General features: G+C 61.7%; 18 protein-coding genes. 8 read left to right on the forward strand and 10 right to left on the reverse strand.

The window, feature by feature from the left end:
* Positions 1-310 precede the first annotated feature (310 nt).
* Complete coding sequence (cysS, locus tag NKG99_RS29445) at positions 311-1747, reverse strand: cysteine--tRNA ligase (RefSeq protein ID WP_352872663.1); 1437 nt, start codon at positions 1745-1747, stop codon at positions 311-313.
* Between the two features lie 394 nt (positions 1748-2141).
* Between cysS and NKG99_RS29450 the strand changes: the two genes are divergently transcribed.
* Positions 2142-2297, forward strand: a complete 156-nt coding sequence (locus tag NKG99_RS29450) for a hypothetical protein (protein WP_352872664.1) — start codon at positions 2142-2144, stop codon at positions 2295-2297.
* Positions 2298-2368: 71 nt separating this feature from the next.
* On the opposite strand, the gene NKG99_RS29455 is transcribed toward NKG99_RS29450, so the two are convergent.
* Entirely contained in the window at positions 2369-3130 is a 762-nt protein-coding gene (locus NKG99_RS29455; RefSeq protein WP_352872666.1) for an SOS response-associated peptidase, read from the reverse strand.
* 139 nt (positions 3131-3269) lie between these two features.
* Between NKG99_RS29455 and NKG99_RS29460 the strand changes: the two genes are divergently transcribed.
* From NKG99_RS29460 to NKG99_RS29475, 4 genes are all read left to right on the forward strand, one after another.
* The gene (locus tag NKG99_RS29460; RefSeq protein WP_352872667.1) at positions 3270-3704 is read left to right on the forward strand and encodes an NUDIX hydrolase; all 435 of its coding nucleotides are present in this window, start codon (positions 3270-3272) and stop codon (positions 3702-3704) included.
* 96 nt (positions 3705-3800) lie between these two features.
* Positions 3801-4178 (forward strand): TIGR02301 family protein, encoded by a 378-nt coding sequence (locus NKG99_RS29465; protein ID WP_352872668.1) that lies wholly within the window; start codon positions 3801-3803, stop codon positions 4176-4178.
* A 361-nt stretch (positions 4179-4539) separates the two neighbouring features.
* Positions 4540-4797, forward strand: coding sequence for a hypothetical protein (locus NKG99_RS29470; RefSeq protein ID WP_008874920.1), 258 nt, complete (start codon positions 4540-4542; stop codon positions 4795-4797).
* A gap of 70 nt (positions 4798-4867) precedes the next feature.
* On the forward strand, positions 4868-5656 hold the full coding sequence (locus NKG99_RS29475; RefSeq protein WP_352872669.1) for a hypothetical protein: 789 nt from the start codon (positions 4868-4870) through the stop codon (positions 5654-5656).
* A 10-nt stretch (positions 5657-5666) separates the two neighbouring features.
* Here NKG99_RS29475 and NKG99_RS29480 read toward each other — a convergent pair whose 3' ends face one another.
* The 3 genes from NKG99_RS29480 to NKG99_RS29490 all read right to left on the reverse strand — a co-directional run bounded on the left by NKG99_RS29480 (position 5667) and on the right by NKG99_RS29490 (position 8077).
* On the reverse strand, positions 5667-6395 hold the full coding sequence (locus NKG99_RS29480; protein ID WP_352872671.1) for a nucleotidyl transferase AbiEii/AbiGii toxin family protein: 729 nt from the start codon (positions 6393-6395) through the stop codon (positions 5667-5669).
* A 68-nt stretch (positions 6396-6463) separates the two neighbouring features.
* The gene (locus NKG99_RS29485) at positions 6464-6691 is read right to left on the reverse strand and encodes a hypothetical protein (protein WP_352872672.1); all 228 of its coding nucleotides are present in this window, start codon (positions 6689-6691) and stop codon (positions 6464-6466) included.
* 54 nt (positions 6692-6745) lie between these two features.
* A complete protein-coding gene (locus NKG99_RS29490; protein WP_352872673.1) occupies positions 6746-8077 on the reverse strand; it encodes a dihydroorotase in 1332 nt (443 codons plus the stop codon).
* A gap of 75 nt (positions 8078-8152) precedes the next feature.
* Between NKG99_RS29490 and ygfZ the strand changes: the two genes are divergently transcribed.
* The 3 genes from ygfZ to NKG99_RS29505 all read left to right on the forward strand — a co-directional run bounded on the left by ygfZ (position 8153) and on the right by NKG99_RS29505 (position 11852).
* The gene (gene ygfZ / locus NKG99_RS29495; RefSeq protein WP_352872676.1) at positions 8153-9013 is read left to right on the forward strand and encodes a CAF17-like 4Fe-4S cluster assembly/insertion protein YgfZ; all 861 of its coding nucleotides are present in this window, start codon (positions 8153-8155) and stop codon (positions 9011-9013) included.
* On the forward strand, positions 9013-9648 hold the full coding sequence (locus tag NKG99_RS29500; RefSeq protein WP_352872677.1) for an HD domain-containing protein: 636 nt from the start codon (positions 9013-9015) through the stop codon (positions 9646-9648). Before ygfZ ends, NKG99_RS29500 begins: the two co-directional genes overlap by 1 nt.
* Before the next feature lie 62 nt (positions 9649-9710).
* Positions 9711-11852 carry a putative bifunctional diguanylate cyclase/phosphodiesterase gene (locus NKG99_RS29505; RefSeq protein WP_352872678.1) on the forward strand — a complete coding sequence of 714 codons (2142 nt, stop codon included), beginning with the start codon at positions 9711-9713 and terminating at the stop codon, positions 11850-11852.
* Between the two features lie 12 nt (positions 11853-11864).
* Here the strand turns inward: NKG99_RS29505 and NKG99_RS29510 are convergent, their stop codons facing one another.
* From NKG99_RS29510 to NKG99_RS29530, 5 genes are all read right to left on the reverse strand, one after another.
* Complete coding sequence (locus tag NKG99_RS29510) at positions 11865-12755, reverse strand: fatty acid desaturase family protein (protein WP_352872679.1); 891 nt, start codon at positions 12753-12755, stop codon at positions 11865-11867.
* A gap of 223 nt (positions 12756-12978) precedes the next feature.
* Complete coding sequence (locus NKG99_RS29515; protein WP_352872680.1) at positions 12979-14442, reverse strand: RimK family ATP-grasp domain-containing protein; 1464 nt, start codon at positions 14440-14442, stop codon at positions 12979-12981.
* A 5-nt stretch (positions 14443-14447) separates the two neighbouring features.
* On the reverse strand, positions 14448-15545 hold the full coding sequence (locus NKG99_RS29520; RefSeq protein ID WP_352872681.1) for a peptidase C39 family protein: 1098 nt from the start codon (positions 15543-15545) through the stop codon (positions 14448-14450).
* Positions 15546-15749: 204 nt separating this feature from the next.
* A complete protein-coding gene (locus NKG99_RS29525; protein ID WP_352872682.1) occupies positions 15750-16541 on the reverse strand; it encodes an anti-sigma factor family protein in 792 nt (263 codons plus the stop codon).
* On the reverse strand, positions 16538-17056 hold the full coding sequence (locus NKG99_RS29530; protein ID WP_352872683.1) for a sigma-70 family RNA polymerase sigma factor: 519 nt from the start codon (positions 17054-17056) through the stop codon (positions 16538-16540). Before NKG99_RS29530 ends, NKG99_RS29525 begins: the two co-directional genes overlap by 4 nt.
* Between the last annotated feature and the right edge of the window lie 156 nt (positions 17057-17212).

A 17212-nucleotide genomic window follows, 5' to 3' on the forward strand; every position in this document is an offset into this window, starting at 1 on the left:
GTGTCGTTGCGGAACAAGATCGTGTCCCATCAAACACCCCTTCGCCGGCAACTAGCGAAATCGGCGACTAGGGCCGATCTCCCCCCTTGCGGGGGAGATGTCCGGCAGGACAGAGGGGGGTGCTGTCCCGCCCGCTTATCAACTGGAGACCGCTGCCTTTTCGGAAAACGGTCGAAACGAGAGTGGGCAAACAGAAACGCTGGCGTTCCTTCACACCCCCCTCTGTCCTGCCGGACATCTCCCCCGCAAGGGGGGAGATCGGCTGTCGCCAGCGTCTCCGCCAACCTTGCAAAAGTGTTTCGCGCCACCCTCACCGCTTCACCTCCCAAGTGGTGATGCGTTCGCCCGTGACCGGATCCTTGCCGTCCTTCAACTGTATACCTTGTGCCAACAGTTCGTCGCGGATGCGGTCGGCTTCGACCCAGTTCTTGGCGGCGATGAATGCGAGACGCTTGGCGATGGCCTTTGCGACGTGGTCTTCATCAACCTTGGCCGACGCGACATCGAAGCCGAGGAACAGCAGCGACGCCTTCAGTGCGGCCGCCGCATCGTTGCCGTCCGCTGCCTCGCCGGCCAACTGGGTCAAAAGCTGGAAGGCGGCATAGGTGGCGAGATCGTCCGACAAGGCATCTATAACCTCCGCGGGCAACTGACCTGCCGCAGCCGGCGCCAGGTCGGCCGCCCGCTTCCATTTGCGCAGCGTGTTCTCGGCCTCTTCCAGCTTGCGCACGGAAAAGTCGATGGGCTCGCGATAGTGCGTCATCAGCATCGCCAGCCGCAGCACCTCACCCGGCCATTTGCGGCCACCGAAGGTCTCGGTCTCCAAGAGTTCGTTGATCGAGTAGAAATTGCCGAGGCTCTTCGACATTTTCTGGCCTTCGACCTGCAGGAAGCCATTGTGCATCCAGATGTTGGCCATGACATCGGTGCCGTGGGCGCAGCGCGACTGGGCGATCTCGTTCTCATGATGCGGGAAGATCAGGTCGAGACCTCCGCCGTGGATGTCGAACACCTCGCCGAGATAGGCGGCCGACATCGCCGAGCATTCGATGTGCCAGCCGGGCCGGCCCCTGCCCCATGGCGAATTCCAGCCGGGCTCCTCCGGTGACGACAGCTTCCAGAGGACAAAATCGCCGGGGTTTTTCTTGTGCGCGTCCACGGCGACGCGAGCGCCGGCCTGCTGCTCGTCGAGATTGCGTTTCGACAGTTGGCCGTAGTCAGGCATCGACGCCGTGTCGAACAGGACTTCGCCAGCGGCAACATAGGCATGGCCGCGTTCGATCAGGCTTTGAATCAGGGTGATCATGTCCACCTTGCCATCAGCGCGGGGCTCGACGAATTCGGTGGCGCGCGGCTCGACCGTCGGCTCCAGGCAGCCAAGAACCGCCACGTCGCGGTGAAACTGATCGGCGGTCTTTTCGGTGACCCGCCGGATCGCTTCGTTGAGCGAAAGCGTGCCTGAAGCGACCTCGCCGCCAAAATCCCGCAAGGCGCGCGCGTTGATCTTGTCGTCGACGTCGGTGATGTTGCGCACATAGGTGACGTGCGTCTGCCCATAGACATGACGCAGCATGCGAAACAGCACGTCGAAGACGATCACCGGCCTGGCATTGCCGATATGGGCAAAGTCATAGACGGTCGGGCCGCAGACATACATGCGCACATTGCGCCCATCGATCGGGACGAAATCCTCCTTCGCTCGCGTCAGCGTGTTGTAGAGGCGCAGGCCCTGCGATGCGTCAGACATTCGTGCCTTCCCGGTTCAGAACTTTTTGTTTGGATGGAACCTGTCTTGCGCCGAGGCGCAAATCGGATTCCAGCCTGCTGGCCGGGGCGTTTGTCCAATCTGGGGAAGATGAGGCGAAAACGTCCGGACCAGCGCGAGGCTAGCCAATAATGCAAATGCCACAAATGGCGAAAGACGTTTTCATGGGCGGCTTTATCGCCTTGGCTTGTGTTGCCGTCAAGTCGCTAGTTTCGGCAAAAACGTCGCTGGATCACAGGTAATGATGCACTGAAACATTTTATTAAACATGTCGGCACAGTCATGAAACATTCGTCGGCTAGATCAGCGGGCGTCACGATTTGGTCAGAATCGGCCATCAAACGCGGACACGAAAATGTTACCTGGGAAGAGAGACATGCCTCGCAGCAAGCAGGAATCCAACCGCGCCAAGCAACCGGCGCTGGCCAACCACTACCGCGCAATCGGTCCGGCCGCGATCGTCGCCGCCCTTCTCCACACCGCGAAGAAGAAGAAGCCGGCACAGACGATCGTATCGCCCCGCGCCGCCTGAGGCGGTGTGCGGCGGGCGCAAAAGGCGCCTGGCATGAGGGCGCTGACATGCGCCTATGAAGAACAGCTGAGCTAGAACAACGTCATCTGACTGTCGTCCGCGCCGGGCTTCTGGCGCTTGACCTTCTCGGGCTCCGGCCCGATCTCGCCCCGCTCCTGAATTTCCGGTCCAGTGTTGGACACCTTGTTGACGAGGTCGGAGACCGGAATTGCCTCGAAAAAATCCGGCTGTGCCGGCCGCAACAGGTCGGCTACATCGCGTGGCTCGAGCGTGCGGCATTCCAGCCAGCGGGCGAAATCCCTGGGATCGATCACCACCGGCATGCGGTCGTGGATATGGGCGATGTCGGCATTGGCGTTGACGGTCAGTATGGCACCGGTGTCCATCTCCGAACCGCCCGGCTCGGCATAGGTCTCGATCAGGCCGGCAAAGGCGACCAACCCGCCATGCCTCGGCCGGATCCAATAGGGTTGTCCTTTCTTGCCGCCGGTTTGCCGCCATTCGTAGAAGCCGGAGGCGGGCACCAAAGCACGGCGATGGCGCATGGCCGCTTTGAACGAGGCCTTTTCGGCGGCTCCTTCGGAGCGCGCGTTGAACAGCAGTGGAAACTCCCTGGTGTCCTTGACCCAGGTCGGGATCAGCCCCCAGCGCACCAACATTGGCTGCCGGCCCGGCAGATTCGAGCCCGGCGCCCGCGGAGCGCCGGCGATCGCCATCAGGACCGGCTGTGTCGGCGCGATGTTGTAGCGCGCCGGGAACTCCTCCAGTTCGGCCAAGCCCAGCAGGGCGGCGGTCTGGTCCGGCGTCGCGGTCAAGGCAAAACGTCCGCACATGGTCGATTGGTGCCCTCGAATGGTTCGGCCGAATGATCCGGTTTGAAAGTGGCAATGGAACCGGCGTTGCGCAACCGCTAAAGCTTCCCCATGCTGGGCGGTCCACAACAGACCTGCCTATACGCCTGATCGGGAATCCATGAACGAAGCGCGCAAGACACTCCCGGCAGTCTCGGTCGCCGTCGTGCGCGCGGACACCGTGCTACTGGTCAAGCGAGCCCGGCAACCTTCGCAAGGGCTCTATGCCTTCCCAGGTGGCAAGGTCGAACCCGCTGAGACGCTGGAGCAGGCTGCCGCCCGCGAACTGATGGAAGAGACCGGCCTGCGGGCCACCGATTACCGCCCGCTTCGGGAAATCCACATCGACGGCAGGGACGACAGCCACCCGGTCGATTATCTCCTCACGGTCTTTGGCGCCGCCTATGCCGGCGGCGAGGCGGTGGCCAGCGACGACGCCGAGACGGCCGCCTTCTACACGCTCAGCGAGGTGGCGGCACTGCCGCTCGCAGGCTCGGTATTCGCGGTGGCCGAAGACTTGTTGAATCCCGGCGGAACCGGCGCGTCGCAGTCCTGAAAATCGACTTGCGGGCGACAAATTGTTTCGCCACAAAGGCTTATGCTGTTTGGCGAGCCAGAACGGTTTATGCCGTTCGGCAGAGAACCTTATGATATGAACCGTCCATCCCTACTTCTTGCCATATGTCTTGTCGTCAGCGCGGCTGTCTCGACGCGGCCTGCGCTCAGCGCCGAGTCGCCGTTCGAGCCCGGGCTAATGCGGCTGGCGGAAGTTCTGGGGTCGCTGCATTTCCTGCGCAATTTGTGCGGCGAAAAAGGCGACCAGTGGCGTGTCGAGATGCAGAAGCTGCTTGATTCGGAAAATCCGGACGCCGAGCGGCGCGCCCGCTTCATCGCCAGCTTCAACCGTGGCTACCGTTCCTTCGGCGGCATCTATACGCAGTGCACCCCTTCGGCGACCGAAGCCATCAGCCGTTATATGAAGGAAGGCGAGACGCTGTCACGCGACATCGCCTCGCGTTACGGAAATTAGGCATTTCGGTTGCTCATCAACAACTATTCGGACCATTGCTGGTGACGACCGACATCTCCGGCTTGTGCCAGGCGATATCTTGGTGCAATCCTCATGTGGCACTTCTGCAACAGTATTAACGAAACCTTACCGCGCGAAAGCGGAATTAACTCAAACTGAAGGTTTTCGCCCCGCAGGCCGCCCCAATCGGCTAAGTTTGACTCGAGCTGAACGCAGCTTCGCACAAGGCAATCGGGCTTTGTAAAAGACGATCAAAAAAATGTCGTATTTACAAATACTTAATTGACCATGCGTGTGAAATGAACAGATCAGGCCTGATCCACACCGACGGATCGCTGCTTGAAAGGGTGGACATTCGCTTATGGAACATGGTGTCAACGACATCGACGCGCTGGTCAGGGAAGAAAAACGCCTGACCGCCGTGGAAAGCCACAGCGAGGCCTGGGCGGAAGGTCTCTCCGCCGGCATAGAGCCCGAGATCATTGCCGAAGCGGCGCTCGAAACCGCTTTCGGCGAGATGTTGCGTGCCAATGGCGAGACCTCGGCCCTTGCCCTGCTCGACCGTATGCGTGAAAAGGTGATTGCTGGCGCCTTCGAACCTGAACGGCTGCGGCACTGAACCGACGTCCGGTTCTTTGACGGCAAAATGCCGCTCGGGCGTCATGCCCGGAAGCAGGGAGAAACGGGCAGTGAATTTTTCGATGTCAGGCAAGCCGCGTGGCTTGGTCCTTTGCATCTGCTTCGCCGCTTACTGTGTCGAGCTTCCCCTGGTTGTGTGCCTCGCCAGCAGCCCCGCTCTTGCGCTGAGCGAGATCAAGCGCGAAGAGCTCCCTCCAACAGCCACGCCGCCGTCGGACGAAGACATGTCGCCGCCAGGAAGCACCGTGCCAATGCCCAACCCGGTTGGGCCGCCGCCTCCGGCCAGCCAGCCGACTGCTCCGGCCGAATCCGAGCCCGACAGCCCGGCGGATGGCGGCGTGACCAGGCCGCGCGTCGATCCGGACACGCCTGTGCCCGAGGTTGTCTACGATCTCGGCAAGCTGCCGGAACCGGTGCGGCGCATGCACGATCTGATCGTCGAGGCCTGCAAGGGCGGCGACATCGAAAAGCTGCGGCCCTTGATCGGCACCGGCGACAGCATGACGCAGATATCGCTGACCGACATAGACGGCGACGCCATCGCCTTCCTCAAGGGTCTCTCCGGTGATCCGGATGGTCAGGAGATCCTGGCCATCCTCGAGGAGGTGCTCAACGCCGGTTATGTCCACCTCGATGCCGGCAAGCCGGAAGAGCTCTATGTGTGGCCGTATTTCTTCGCCCTGCCGTTGGACAAGCTGGATGCCAAGCAGCGGGTCGAACTGTTCAAGATCGTCACCGCTGGCGACTTCGACGACATGAAGCAGTTCGGCGCCTATATCTTCTACCGTGTCGGCATCACGCCCACGGGACGATGGACCTTCTTCGTCGCCGGGGATTGAACTCCGGCCGCTATCGACGCGGTCGCTCGTCGATTCCGGCATCCAGCCATATGCGAGCGCCCTCCTTTCGAAGAAGCGAAATGGCATCGGCTGCCACGCTGGCGTCCATCTGCAGGACGTCGGCCGCGTTGCGTAGCTCGTCCTTGTCCTGAAGCTTGTTCACCACCCATGCGACCTTGTGCTGAATGTCTGGCCCGTAAGCAGTTTGCGCCTTACCGAGCGCTTCGATCGGGATTTCGCCGTAGGCGCCAATCAACATTCCAAGATCGATAGCATCACGATATGCGGTTGCGCGGTCCTGGCATCGATCGGCATTGGCCAGCAACTTCTCGGCGAACATATCTGCGGAAACAAGGGTGGGCACATTCAGATCGCTATCGAAATGGCCTTGAAGTTTGATGCGGCCTTCGCGAATGACTTCGAACTTGATAGGCTGTCCCTGTAGTCTTACGACTGTCCTCAAACCATACTGATCAATCTGGAAATCCCGAGCCGCTTCGACGGGTTTGGGGAAGAATGCCCTGATCCCGCGTTCGACTGCAAAGGTCCGCAATTCGCGATAGCCGTCGGCATCAGCACACAGGAAGTCTACATCCAGTGACCGCCGGAATTCACCGAATTTCATGACAATCGCCGTTCCGCCGCCGAACCAACACTGGTTTGCGGTCAGGAAATGCCGGTCCATCAACCCGAGGGCTTCGGCAATGATCCGATGTTCAGGTTTCTTGAATTTCGTCATGGTTTCCGCTCGCCGTGTGTCCTGTTGATGTTCCAGCTGCGAGTAGGATCAGGAGAGCGAAAGGAACTTCAGACAGTGGTCAAAAGGATGCCATGACCGAACTTGTCCGCCAGTCTCTGAATAAGCAGCTTTTCACGCGTCGTAAGGCGCTTTTGATCAACAAAACGCCAATTCCGCTCGTATAGCGCAAATGCCTCCTCGGCGGGGATCGGGCGTGCAGCATCGCGGTTCCAAGCAAGCACCTGGAGTTCCGGAAACTCAGCGGGGACAACCATGGGCGCGATATCTACGTTCATAATCCTCCTAACTTAGTGGATCGCGCTTAAAAAATCCAACGCGGGCGAAAACAGCTAACCCACCAAAGCCTCGGAAAACTCCACAGCCCTGCCCTGCCCTGGCGTGACGATCTCGCCTTCCCACATGACGCGGCGGCCGCGGATGACGGTGCCGACCGGCCAGCCTGTCACTTCCCTGCCATCATAAGGTGTCCAGCCTGCCTTCGAACCGGCCTGCGCGTTGGTGATGGTTTCGCGCCGCTTCATGTCGACAATGGTGAGGTCGGCGTCGTAGCCGGCGGCGATGCGGCCCTTTCTCGCCATGCCGAAGATGCGTTGCGGGCCATGGCTGGACAGGTCGACAAAGCGCTGCAGCGTCAGCCGGCCCGCATTGACGTGGTCGAGCATGATCGGCACCAGCGTCTGCACCCCGGTCATCCCCGAGGGCGAGGCCGGATAGGGCTTTGCCTTCTCGGCCAGCGTGTGCGGCGCGTGGTCGGAGCCGAGCACGTCGACGATGCCTTGCGCGATGCCGTGCCAGACGCCATCGCGATGGCGCGCGGCGCGCACCGGCGGGTTCATCTGGATCAGCGTGCCAAGCCGCGCGTAATCGTCCGCCGACAGGGTCAGATGATGCGGTGTCGCCTCGCAGGTCGCGACATCCTTGTGCTGTTCGAGGAACAAGATCTCCTCGGCGGTCGAGATATGCAGCACGTGGATGCGGGCGCGAACTTTTTTCGCGATGCGTACGAGGCGTTCGGTGCAGCGCAAGGCAGCGATTTCGTCGCGCCAGACCGGGTGCGATGAAGGATCGCCCTCGATGCGCTCGCCAAGACGTTCGCGCAACCGGAATTCGTCTTCCGAGTGAAAGGCGGCGCGTCGGCGCGTGTTTCTGAGGATCGATGCAACGCCCTCGTCGTCCTCGACCAGCAGGTCGCCGGTGGACGAGCCCATGAAAACCTTGATCCCGGCCGCGCCCGGCAGCCGCTCAAGCTCGCCAACATCGTTCGCGTTCTCACGGGTGCCGCCGACCCAGAAGGCGAAATCGCAATGCATGCGGCCACTGCCGCGCCGAACCTTGTCGGCAAGAGCCGCCTCGCTGGTGGTCAGTGGATTGGTGTTGGGCATTTCGAACACGGCGGTGACACCGCCCAGCACCGCCGCGCGCGAACCCGTCTCCAAATCTTCCTTGTGCTCCAGTCCAGGTTCACGAAAATGCACCTGGCTGTCGACGACACCCGGCAGGATGTGCAGGCCGCGGCAGTCGATCGTCTCGCCGGCCGAGGCCTGGCGGAGATCGCCGATGGCGGCGATGCGCCCGTCCTTCACGCCGATATCGCGGGCCCCTTCGCCATCATGGTTGACCACTGTGCCGCCTGTCAGGATGAGGTCGTAGATCATGGCCATGCTCTCTTGCGGGGGGAGTGCCAGCGGCTTACGTAAAGGCCGACCATTTTGCAAGATCAGGCTGCTTTTCCGCCCATGCCCTTTGCCCAGCTCAAAGATCGTGCCCTCATTTCCGTATCAGGCCCGGATGCCGAGCATTTTTTGCAGAACATCCTGACCACCGATCTCGACATATTGGCTCCCGGCGAAGCCAAGCCTGGCGCGCTGCTGACGCCGCAAGGCAAGATCCTGTTCGATTTCCTCATCTTACGCGCCGGCGAGAATGCATTCCGGCTCGAATGCCGTGCCGATATCTCAGACGATTTCATGCGCCGGCTGACGCTCTACAAACTGCGCGCCAAGGTCGAGATTGCCAAATCCGATCAGGCGCTTGTCACCGTCGCGTGGGGACCTGAATCAACGCCCTCACAATCTGATTCAACGGCGGCCGTCGACACGCGCTTTCGCAACGGCGCCGTCACTCGTTCCTATGGCGAAACTGAAGAGCGCGGCGACCTTGCCGCGTGGCGTGCATTCCGCATCGCCGCCGGCATTGCCGAAAGCGGCAGCGACTACCAGCTTGGAGAAGCCTTCCCGCATGACGTGCTGCTCGACGAAACCGGCGGTATCGGCTTCAAGAAGGGCTGCTATGTCGGCCAGGAGGTCGTCTCGCGCATGCAGCATCGCGGCACGGCCAGGCGGCGCGTGCTGATTGTTTCGGCCGACAGGCCCCTGCCCGCGCCGGGCACCGAGCTAACCGTCGCGGGACGGCCGGTTGGCACGCTCGGCTCGACCGTCAGCGCGACAGGCCTCGCCATTGCCCGCATCGACCGGGTCAAGGCGGCGCTCGACGCCGGCCAGGCGATCATGGCTGGGGACGCCACCGTTTCACTCGCCATCCCGGTCTGGGCAAAATTCGCCTTCCCGCAGGAAGCCGTCAGCGCGGAGGAGGCCTGATGGCGGCCGACCGCGTCGGCGCGCCGGCACGCGCCTGGCAGCGCATGCTGTCGGGCCGCCGGCTCGACCTGCTCGACCCTTCACCGCTCGACATAGAGATTTCAGACATTGCGCATGGGCTCGCTCGCGTTGCCCGCTGGAACGGCCAGACCAGCGGCGAACATGCCTTTTCGGTTGCCCAGCACTCGCTGCTGGTGGAGGCGCTGTTCTGCGACCTGATGCCTGAGGCTTCGGCCGACGCCCGGCTGGCGGCGCTGCTGCACGACGCCCCCGAATATGTCATCGGCGACATGATCTCGCCGTTCAAATCGGTGATGGGCGGCAGCTACAAGGATTGTGAGTTGCGGTTGCAGCGCGCCATCCATCTGCGCTTCTCGCTGCCGCCCGAACCAGCTGCCGCGCTGCGCAAGGAGATCAAGCGCGCCGACCAGATCGCCGCCTATTTCGAGGCGACGCTGCTCGCTGGCTTTTCGACCGCCGAGGCGACCGAGTTCTTCGGCCGTCCGCGCGGCTTCAATGCCGACCGCTTCGATTTCACGCCACGCTCGGTGACCTGGGCGCAGAATGCGTTCCTGAAGCGGTTTTCCGCGATCGAGAGGTCGCGGCATCAGGCTTCGGCGCCCGCGGTCGGCTAAAAACGCTAAATTAACCGGCGGCGACCACAGTAGCTCTTTCGATCACGATCCGCAGGCGCCTCATGCCCGTCGCTGATGCCAAGGGTGGTTCGGCCGTCCCTGAACGGGAGGCCGAAGGCATGGATCGCTCGCGCCATATGGAAGACGAACTGCGCGAACAGAACGAGCGTTTTTTGGCTGCGGTCGAAAATATGTCGCATGGCCTGTGCATGTTCGACGCCGACGAGCGGATGATCATCTGCAACGGCAATTATATCAACATCTTCTGCCTCGACGCCAAGGTGATACGGCCCGGCATCCGATTTCTCGACATTCTGCGCCATAGCGTCGACATGGGCATCGCCTCGGAAAGCGCCGATGAGCTCTACGCCATCCGCAAGCCCTATATCGACCAGGCGAAACCCTCGACCTATGAGGAGACGTTGTCGGATGGTCGCATCATCAACATCTCGCATCGCCCGCTGGCTCTGGGAGGCTGGGTCTCGATCTACGAGGACATCACCGAACAGCGGCGCGCCGAACAAGAGCTCAAGGAGCAGCACCGCCGCTTCGACGCCGCGCTAGCCAATATGTCGCAAGGCCTGCTGATGTACGACGCCGACGGCAAGATGATCGTGCGCAACGGGCGTTTCCTCGAGCTCTACAACGTCACCGCGGCGGACTTCCCGCTCGGAACGACGCACCGCGACGCGCTCGAACGATTGCTGGAACTCGGCATCTATACGAAGATCGATGTCGACAGCGAAGTCGCCAAAACCGAAGCCTGCCTGGTGGCGGGAAAAATGCATTCGGCGTATCGGCATCTTTCCGACGGCAGGACGATTCTGGTCACACGCCAGCCGATGGGCGGCGGCGGCTGGGTTGCGACTTTCGACGACGTCACCGAACGCCGCCGCGCCGAAGAGCGCATGACGCATCTTGCGCATCACGACACGCTGACCGGGTTGCCCAACCGCCAGATGTTTCGCGAACGGCTCGAGCTTGCGTTGGAAGACCCGGCGGCCACGTCGCTGGCAATCTTCTCGCTCGACCTCGACCGCTTCAAGGCCATCAACGACACTTGGGGCCATCCGGCCGGCGACTGGCTGCTGAAGAGCGTGGCCGACAGGCTGCAGCGTTGCCTGCGCAATGACACAGACATCGTCGCCCGTTTCGGTGGCGACGAATTCGTCATCATCGAGTTCAATCTCAAGCGCATCGCCGATGCCGAGAAACTGGCAAAGCGGATCGTCGAGGCAATCGCAAAACCGTTCCGCTATAAGAACCGGGACATGCATGTCGGCATCAGCCTGGGCATCGCCGTCTTCCCTGACGATGGCAACGACGCCGATACGCTGTTGAAAAACGCCGATACGGCGCTCTACCGAGCGAAGAGCGAAGGGCGCAACCTGTATCGCTTCTTCGAGCCCGGAATGGACGCCATGGTGCTGGCACGACGCGCCCTCGAGACCGACCTCGAGGCAGCGCTGCCGCGTCAGGAATTCGATCTCGATTTCCAGCCCATCATGAACATCGCCTCCGGTGAGATCGTCGGTGCCGAAGCCTTGATGCGCTGGCATTCGCCGGAGCGGGGCACGGTGGCGCCGGACAAGTTCATTCCGGTCGCCGAAGAAACCGGACTGATCGTGCCGCTAGGCGAGTGGGCGTTGAGGAAGGCTTGCACCGCTGCGGCAAGCTGGCCCGCGGGCCTGCGCATCGCGGTCAATGTCTCGGCCGTGCAGCTCAAAAGCGGCGGCTTTGCCCGCAGCGTTATCTCGGCTCTCGCCTTTTCCAGCGTATCCGCCGGCCAGCTGGAACTGGAAATCACCGAAACCGTGCTGATGGACGAGAGTGAAGCCGTGCTGAGGACATTACGGCAGTTGCGCGGACTGGGTATTCGCATCGCACTGGACGATTTCGGCACCGGCTATTCCTCGCTCGGTTACCTCAGGCGTTTTCCCGTCGACAAGATCAAGATCGACCGTTCGTTCATCCACGACCTGGACAATCGCGATACCAAGGCGATCGTTCGCACCGTCATCGGGCTGGGTGCCGAACTCGGCATCACCGTCACCGCCGAGGGCGTCGAGACCGAGGCGCAGCTCGACATCCTGCGCCGCGCTGGCTGTACCGAGGCGCAGGGCTATCTGATCGGCGTGCCGTCAAAGGCGGCGGATATTCAGCGTCTCTTGAAATCTCGTGCCTTGCACAGCCAGACCGGCTGAGGTCGGCCATCATCAACGCAGTGTCTCGATGTATTTGCCGTGGAAGCTGACATAGCCCGGCTCGATCACCTTCAAATGCCGCTCGATCAGCGCATGAAACCGCGGCAGTTGATGAAACGGCACGCCGGGATAGGCGTGATGCTCGGCATGGAACGGCATGTTCCACGCCAGCTTGCGGACCAGCCAGTTGGTCAGCGTGGTCCTGGTGTTTTCCAGCATGTTGGCGACGAACGGACAACGGCCGTGCTCGGCCAAGAGGTAAAGGCGCAGAAACGGCTGTCCCAACAGCGCGGGCAAGATCCAGACATAGAGAAGCACCGAGAGCCGGAAATAGACGGCCAACAGAATAACCACGGCATAAAAGGCAATCATGGCGCGCGCCTCGATGCGCACCTTGTCATAGCCTTTGGGCGGAACGTAGCTTTCCCGGCCACGCCCCATCGCGTTGGCATAGAGCGTCTTGAGATGGCCCCACCACAAAGGGATGCCGGATATGTGGACGAGATACTGCCGCCATGTCTCCGGTTTGGGGAAGGCCAGTTCCGGGTCGTTCCGCGGGTCCTGCGTGTATCGATGATGGGCGAAGTGGAAGTAGCGAAACCAGTCCGCCGGCAGCGCGATCGCCAGGCCGCATACCCGGGCCACGGCATCGTTCAGCCATTGCGTTTCGAAAGCCGTGCGATGAACCGTCTCGTGCAGCAGCGTGAACAGGAACACGATCAGGATACCCTGCGGCAGCATCAGCAGCGGCCAGAACGGCACCTTCGCCGCGATCAGCGATCCGATGATCACGATCGCACCCCAATGAGCGGCAAGCTGACCGAGGCCCGTGACATCAGACTTGGCGGTCAGGCGGTTGCGCTCTTCCTGCGTCAACGATGAAATTACGTCGCGATGATCCATGGTCTCGGTTCAGCCTGAGAATTCGATAACTCATCCTGGCAAAACCCTCTCCAAAAACCAGGATTTCTGCAATGGGTAAAGGTAGCCCTATGTGGCTTATGTCAGCGGCGATGTGGTGCACGCGGAGTTCGTCCGGCTTCAGGCGGCCCCGGTCGCGAAAGCGGCGGTAGATCTCCTTGCGATCGCAGCCGGCAAAATCCTCAGCATCTTTTCCCCGATCAAATTACCGCCCCGGCCGATCCAGCCGCTCCAGGAACCACTGCGTCAGCCGCACCCAGACCTCGTCCTTCTCGCCGGAATCCTCCCAGCCATGGTCGAGGTTCGGGTTGTCGTTGACCTCGATGACGAAGACTCCGTCCTTGGTTTCCTTGAGGTCGACGCCATAGAGCCCGTCACCGATACAGCGCGCCGCCTTCACCGCCGTCTCGACGACATGCGCTGGCGTTTCCTTCAGCGTGAAGGTCTTGATGCCGCCCTGGTCGGGTTTGCCGTTGGCCTTGTGGTTGACGATCTGCCAGTGCTTCTTGGCCATCAGGTAGTGCACGGCAAACAATGGCTGGCCGCCGAGCACGCCGACGCGCCAGTCATATTCGGTCGGGATGAATTTCTGCGCGATCAGAAGGTCGGAATCCTCCAGCCATTCGGTGGCGAGCGTCTTCAGTTCCTCGAAATTGGCGCATTTCTTGACGCCGCGCGAGAATGACGAATCCGGGATCTTCAGCACCAGCGGAAAGCTCAGTGTCTGCGCCGCCAGTTCGAGATCCGAAGTGCCGGCGATCATCACCGTCGGCGGCACCGGGACCTTGTTGTAGGCCATCAGCTCGTTGAGATAGACCTTGTTGGTGCAGCGGATCATCGACAGCGGATCGTCGATGACCGGCATGCCTTCCTGCTGAGCGCGGCGGGCGAAACGATAGGTGTGGTTGGAGATCGAGGTCGTCTCGCGGATGAACAGCGCGTCGTAATTGGCGAGCTTGGCGAGGTCCCGCTTGGTGATCGGCTCGATTTCGACGCCCATCTTCTCCGCGATCTTGGCCCAGTAGCGCAGCGACGATATCTCCGAGGGCGGCAATTCCTCATGCGGATCGACCAGCGTGGCGAAGGTGTAGCGTGCCGGCGTGCGGCCCTTGGTGTCGCGCCACTCGCGGTTGGTGTAGGTCTCCAGGCACTGGATGAAGCTTTTTTCCTCATCCTCGGTCATGCGCGCCAGCGGATGGAAGCCGATCTTGCGGATCGAGGCCCATTCGGCGCTGTCCTTGATGTGGACCTCGAGCGCCGGCGCGCGGAACCAGTCGAACAACAGCTTGGCGAAACGGTCCCAGATTTTCGACGGGCCGATGCCGAAGAAGATGCAGACTTTTTGCGGGAAGGCGCCGCCGAGGTCCTTGCGGCATTTGTTGAGCGCAAGCTCCAGTTCCGGCAGCGCGTGCTCATAGAGCTTGCGCTCCGACAGGTCGATCATCGTCTCGACGGTCGGGATCACCTTGTGGCCGCGCGAGCTGGCCAGCAGCGAGGCATAGTAGCCTCGGCTCTGGTAGGCGTAGTTGTTCGAGAGGTTGATGACCTTCGGCCGCTGGCCGCGAAACAGCGACGGATGCGCGAGATAGTCGCGATTGGTGATGATCTTGTGTGGTGTCGCCACCTGGTCGAGATCGCTCTGCCTGCCTGTAAGAATAACCCAGGTCATTGTTATCAGCGCTTTCCCAGAGTGATGGCGGCACGCAGTCCGTCGCGGCCAAACTGCGCCATGTTCATGAAGATGCCGTAAGGCACGGGAATGTTGGCGGCATCAAGGATGGTCTCCTGTCTTTCGTCCTCGACCCAAGGGTCGTGGATCAGGATATGGTCGCCGTCATCGCCGATCGCCAGCACCCAATGCGGCACCTTCTTGCCGAACATCAGGAAGCCGCTGATCAGCACCAGCACCAGTTTTCCCCCAGCGATCGCGGCCCTGATATCGTCGATGGTGAACGGACGGTAATTCACCGGGATGCCGTAAAGTTCCGCGCGCCGGCGAAAGTCAACCTGGGCCAGTTCCATCACCCGGCGCTTGTCCTCGCTGCGCACCGATTGCAGGAACAGCGCGCCGTAGAAGGAGACGTAGATCTCCGCCGCAAGCCCGCTTTCGTACCCCGAGACAGCAAGACCGAACGGCTCGCACCCGCCTGGCCCCGACATCATGAACACGGTCGTCGCCTCGCGCCACAGGCGAATTTCCATGACCGGATCCGGCACGAAGCCGCGATCGAAGTTGGCCATGGCCATCATCAGGCAGCACGGGCCGCAAGTGAATTCGCATGTCTGCTGATAGAATGGCACTTTGGTGGCGATCGGAACGTCGCCGCGCAAGGTCTTTTCGTAGCGCAGCGCCGTCTCGCCATCCTCATAGTAGCCGGGTTCGCGGCCGATCTTGCGATAGCCGGCCTGTTCGTAGATGCGGATCGCGCGGCTGTTGTCCTCGCGCACCTCGAGACGCAGCATCATGCGGCCATGCTCGAAAGCGCCCTCTTCGGCGGATCCGAGCAGCATGCGGCCCACACCAAGCCCACCGAAAAACGGACCGGTGGCGATCGAGTAGAGGCGCGCGACCCCACTGCCCTTGCGAAACAGCACGATCGCATAGCCGGCCACGCGGCCATCGACTTCGGCGACCAGCGTCTCGGCGGTTTCACGTTCGATGAACAGGCGGAAGGAGCGGCGGGAAATACGGTCGCTCGAGAAAACGGCTTTCTCTATGGCGGCGAGATCATCGACGTCAGACGCGCGGGCCGTGCGGATCTCGGCAGGCATGCGGCTTCAGAGAACCTCGATTGGTGGTGGGAAATGCCCTACTCGAAACATTCAAGACATCAGTCGAAATACTGACGGTCAGGAAGCGCTATCGCACCTCGAATAGGGCCGAATTGTGACAGATTCGGCAACGTTCGGCGATGTAAAAACGCGTTGAACGAGATCACCGATATAGATCGGTGTCGCCATCAAAAGCGGCACCTTTCAACTGGCCAGGCCGGCCAGAAGCTGACCATAGGCGCTCTTTGCCACAATGGCCAATTGCTCGCGCGGAAGCGAGCCGACGACGGCGCAGCCATAGCCCTTGTCCAGCCAGTAGACGGCCTGGGGACCGTCCTGCGCCGATGCATAAGTTCCCTTGGCATTCTCCGCCGATTCCGCCGTAACGAAGAGAGATATGCGCTGGCCCTTGTCGTCCTCGTAGAGCAGCATCGCGGCCTTGCTTTCTCCGGCCGGCAGCAACCGGCCGCCGACCAACTGGAAACCGTTCGCGGTCAGGTCCGGCGCCACCAGCTTCAGCCCTACCCGGTTGGACAGCCAGGTCTCCAGATGATCCTTGTCGCTGGCCGGCACTTCGACCGCATGCTGCTTTTCAGCAGCGAAGACGACATGGGCCGCGATTGCCTGCTCGGCCAGCCGGTCTTCCGCCGGGTTCTCCTGCCCAATGCCATCGATGCCGGCAAGGTAGCCGCCAAGCCCGCCGGCGACCACAAGCACGGCAGCGGCAGCGGCAAGCCACCAGCGCGAGCGTGGCACCGCGGCCTTGACCGGCGCCTCGCCGAGCACGACCTTGCGCAATCGCACAGGCACGGGTTCGTCCAGCACTCCGGCGAAGGCGGCCTGCAATGCCGTCCGATCGGCGGTGAAGCGGACGCTCTTGGCCTTCATCTCTGGATTGGCGTCGAGCCAGGCCTCGTAGGCGGCGCGCTCGTCGGCGGGCAGTTCGCCGTCGAGCGCCATGTGGATGTCACGTTCGGAAAAGTCGCGGCGGATCATTTCTCGACAATCCTTATCGCGCGGCGACGCGCCGTGTCGTCCAGCAGTCCGCGCAATTCCTCACGCCCGCGCGCGATGCGCGACATCAGCGTGCCGGCAGGGACGCCCAGAATGTTGGCGGCTTCGGCATAGGAGAAACCTTCGATGGCAACAATGACGAGGGCTGCACGGCGGTCGGGACTGATCGCCTGCAACGCGTCGATGATCTCGCGCGAGGCGATGCTCTCCATCTGCTCGGCCGGCTGGGCAACTGCCTCAGCGGCCTCTAATGGCAGCATCGCAGCCTCGCCGCGGCGGTTCACCTTGCGCATCTGGTCGATGAACAAATGATGCATGATCGTAAACAGCCACCTCCGGGGGCTTTCTCCTGTCTGCCAGTTTTCGAGCCGCACAAGCGCCCGCTCGAGGCAATCCTGGACGAGATCGTCGGCCGCGTCGCGGTCGCGCAAGAGCGAGCGTGCGTAGCGGCGCAGGCGCGGTATTTCGCCAAGGATTGCTGCCTTCTTTTCGTCCATGACCGCTGGTTTCGAGGTCGCCCTTGTTGATCCGATTGAACGCGCCTTCCGGGCGCGGCGCAAGCGGCCAGCGCGAAGCGGTCCGCCGCCCCGGTCACCCAAGCAATGAGATAACGACATGACCGGCTAAATTATTCCCACCGATCAAGGTGAAAG

It is taken from the genome of Mesorhizobium sp. M1409 (assembly GCF_040317535.1).
In the GTDB taxonomy this organism is placed as follows: domain Bacteria; phylum Pseudomonadota; class Alphaproteobacteria; order Rhizobiales; family Rhizobiaceae; genus Mesorhizobium.

Coding starts and splice junctions, on each gene's coding strand:
- NKG99_RS29455 (WP_352872666.1), bottom strand. CDS start 3,130: ATGTGCGGACGTTTTGCCTTGACCGCGACGCCGGACCAGACCGCCGCC.
- cysS (WP_352872663.1), bottom strand. CDS start 1,747: ATGTCTGACGCATCGCAGGGCCTGCGCCTCTACAACACGCTGACGCGA.
- NKG99_RS29470 (WP_008874920.1), top strand. CDS start 4,540: ATGGAACATGGTGTCAACGACATCGACGCGCTGGTCAGGGAAGAAAAA.
- NKG99_RS29460 (WP_352872667.1), top strand. CDS start 3,270: ATGAACGAAGCGCGCAAGACACTCCCGGCAGTCTCGGTCGCCGTCGTG.
- NKG99_RS29520 (WP_352872681.1), bottom strand. CDS start 15,545: ATGCCTGCCGAGATCCGCACGGCCCGCGCGTCTGACGTCGATGATCTC.
- NKG99_RS29525 (WP_352872682.1), bottom strand. CDS start 16,541: ATGATCCGCCGCGACTTTTCCGAACGTGACATCCACATGGCGCTCGAC.
- NKG99_RS29515 (WP_352872680.1), bottom strand. CDS start 14,442: ATGACCTGGGTTATTCTTACAGGCAGGCAGAGCGATCTCGACCAGGTG.
- NKG99_RS29530 (WP_352872683.1), bottom strand. CDS start 17,056: ATGGACGAAAAGAAGGCAGCAATCCTTGGCGAAATACCGCGCCTGCGC.
- ygfZ (WP_352872676.1), top strand. CDS start 8,153: ATGCCCTTTGCCCAGCTCAAAGATCGTGCCCTCATTTCCGTATCAGGC.
- NKG99_RS29465 (WP_352872668.1), top strand. CDS start 3,801: ATGAACCGTCCATCCCTACTTCTTGCCATATGTCTTGTCGTCAGCGCG.
- NKG99_RS29450 (WP_352872664.1), top strand. CDS start 2,142: ATGCCTCGCAGCAAGCAGGAATCCAACCGCGCCAAGCAACCGGCGCTG.
- NKG99_RS29490 (WP_352872673.1), bottom strand. CDS start 8,077: ATGGCCATGATCTACGACCTCATCCTGACAGGCGGCACAGTGGTCAAC.
- NKG99_RS29510 (WP_352872679.1), bottom strand. CDS start 12,755: ATGGATCATCGCGACGTAATTTCATCGTTGACGCAGGAAGAGCGCAAC.
- NKG99_RS29505 (WP_352872678.1), top strand. CDS start 9,711: ATGCCCGTCGCTGATGCCAAGGGTGGTTCGGCCGTCCCTGAACGGGAG.
- NKG99_RS29500 (WP_352872677.1), top strand. CDS start 9,013: ATGGCGGCCGACCGCGTCGGCGCGCCGGCACGCGCCTGGCAGCGCATG.
- NKG99_RS29480 (WP_352872671.1), bottom strand. CDS start 6,395: ATGACGAAATTCAAGAAACCTGAACATCGGATCATTGCCGAAGCCCTC.
- NKG99_RS29485 (WP_352872672.1), bottom strand. CDS start 6,691: ATGAACGTAGATATCGCGCCCATGGTTGTCCCCGCTGAGTTTCCGGAA.